This is a genomic window from Shewanella sp. 0m-8 (genome assembly GCF_052977265.1).
Genome location: NZ_JBRIMB010000098.1, coordinates 1 through 2,659 on the forward strand (window position 1 = coordinate 1; position 2,659 = coordinate 2,659).

Annotated in this window: 2 protein-coding genes and 1 pseudogene; all 3 read left to right on the forward strand. The window is 37.7% G+C overall.

Annotated elements, in window-relative coordinates; translation table 11 throughout:
- Nucleotides 1–218: 218 nt before the first annotated feature.
- A complete protein-coding gene (locus ACVBIO_RS21470) occupies nt 219–503 on the forward strand; it encodes a hypothetical protein (protein WP_447173419.1) in 285 nt (94 codons plus the stop codon).
- Nucleotides 504–1,041: 538 nt separating this feature from the next.
- Nucleotides 1,042–1,797: pseudogene (locus tag ACVBIO_RS21475) on the forward strand (DDE-type integrase/transposase/recombinase).
- A gap of 554 nt (nt 1,798–2,351) precedes the next feature.
- The coding region (locus ACVBIO_RS21480) for a hypothetical protein (RefSeq protein WP_447173420.1) at nt 2,352–2,659 on the forward strand (308 nt) is incomplete at its 3' end.

Genomic DNA, 2,659 nt, shown 5'->3' on the forward strand with positions numbered 1-2,659 from the left:
AAACTCGTGCCGATTTTTGCTATTAAAAGCGCACATTCGTTGAAGCGTAATGGGAAGATTTCGCGGGATTTTTTGAAGAAAAAATGAAGATAATTCGAGGTAAAACGCCAAACTTTTTGTTGCTGACAGTTCAGTCAAACAAGTTTGTAATCTAACATTTTTTCATTAATGTGTATAGACAGTGGTGAACATTTAAGCAGCAAAATCAGGAGATGAATATGAGTACAAATTCTAACAACGGACCGCAAGTTAATGTCGATGGGACACCTATGGTGGCTAATAGCGGAGTCGATATTAAAGGTAATCCATACGGTGTAACCGAGTCATCTATGGATACGAATTGCACCTCAATCGATACCAGCTTCGACTCTATGAGTTGCGGCATTGATAACTCTTTAAATAGCACTTTCGACAACTCTTGTAACAGTTCATTTGATAGCTCTTTTGGCAGCTCCTGTGACAGTAGCTTCGACTCATTTAGCTCTGGATTTGATGACTTTTAAATGCCAAGAAAACAATTAAATTTAAACCAGACAATGAGCATCCCGCTAGTAGTCGGCGCGATATTATTGTTCTGGTTATTCTCTTTTTATGTTGAAACCGATGATATTCGGTACCTTGTCATCTATAGTCTAGGAACGTGCAAACTGATTAATGGCGCTTCAACATACCAAGTCCTTTGCACGCAAAACCCGAACAAAGTGAATTTATGGCGCGCCAGTTACTATGTATTATTTCGATTCGTCTAAGCTAAAAATTAAGGAGAACATATGTCCTTTCTAATACCCGCTGCAGTTTTAGTTATAGGTATTTTATACCTCATCAAACATGCGAAATATTGAGGTGTAGAGTGCTCTTTAGTTAGATCTGAAATAACTTTCTATCTATGGGGCACTTAAACCGTAATAACCTTTAATTCATCGCCTTCTCTAGCATTACTTTGTATATTTACTGACATTTTGAACAATAGACCTAAGTGGTAATCCCTAGAACAGTAGACACTTCATCGAATTATAATGAACCAAAAATATGAGGTGCTACATGTGCGAAAAATGTTATACCGATGAGTTCAAAATTGAAGCCGTTAAACAAGTCACTGAGCTTGGTTATAAAATTGCTGATGTGGCGGGAGGATTAGGCGTCACTCCAAAAGTTTGCACAACAGAATTAACAAGTTTGATAAACCAGATAAGCAGCACATTACTATCGATAATCAGCAAGAAAAAATACGCAAACCAAAAGCAGATCTTCGGAGTCTGACGGAGGAACGCAACATCCTAAAGAAGGCTGTTGTCGATTCAACCAATATCCCATAGCCGTTTTATGCCGAGTATTAAATGTGCTCCGTAGTGGCTTTTATGCTTGGGAGACCGATTTTACACATCCCCGGACTCATAAAGGATGGCTATATCTGACGGTTGTGATCGAATTGTTCTCACGCCAGATAATGGGTTTGACAATGAAAAGTACACCCAAACCTGACTTGGTCATCGATGCACTCTTGATATCCATTTTGCAACGCTCCCCCAAGAACAGGGTATTAATTCATTCCGACCAAGGAGTGAAAATACATGCTCTGACTGGCGAAGCTTTCTCAAAGAGCACAATCTAGAATCTAAGGAGACCGCCATGATAATGCTCTAGCTGGAAGCTTTTTCTCATTGCTGAAGAAAAATAGGGAGAAGCGAATAATCGATAAAACAGGGATAAGGCACGCTCAGAGATATTTAACTATATCGAATATTTTATAACCCTGTGCGTCGTCATTGTAGTAATTGTCGAGAGCGGGGTTTATAAAGCTCAACTTTGAGCTAATGAAGTTACTCATTGCAGTGATCTAGGGCTCGGGTTAAACCAGTAATAAAAGGCGTTATTGCACAAAAGGGATTTATGCTGACTAAGCATTTTATGTCTACAAAATAATCATCTGCACCTAGGTATTAGAAAGCTGTTGAAAAGTTTCCACAGCTTAATGCACTCTTCAGTATGGAGAATTTAGAGCTATGTGCGCTTATGAAGCAACGTCTAATAAAAATAATCCCAAACGATTAAAGCTATAAACCAAAATCATTCGCGCATCATATTGACCACGCAAACCCCCTCATGATATAACACGCGACCAACAACAACTACAACCTGCTAACACAGTATTTAATTCGTTATACACGCCTTTTGTTGAAGAAATTCATCTTCAATTTGTGTATTTAAATTTATAAGTTTAAAGAGCTAGATTTAAACGTACTAACAGTAAACACAATGGAGAACTCAATGTCTCATTTTCGATATTGGCCTGAAGCGTTTAAAGTAGCTCTGTCCTTGACAGCTTAAGGGAAACTTAAAATAGGAATATAATGAAAATATCAAATATAAAAAGGAAGTTATATTTTCTTCCATTACTCGCCTCTTTTTCGGCTTTTTCTGCAGTAGATATAGATCAAGATAACGATGGCATCGTTGATGATACAGCCTACGAAACCAACTTACTGACTAATGCTAATTTTAATGATGAATTATTAAATTGGACAGTTTCTTATCTTTATTCTGCAACTCTTGAAAACCGCTTTGAGATTGATGATTTATTGGTCACCACCAAGAGTGATTCTAGAGGAGGCTTAGGTTATATTGAACAAGAACTATCCTTCGCAGAGTTAGGTTTTTC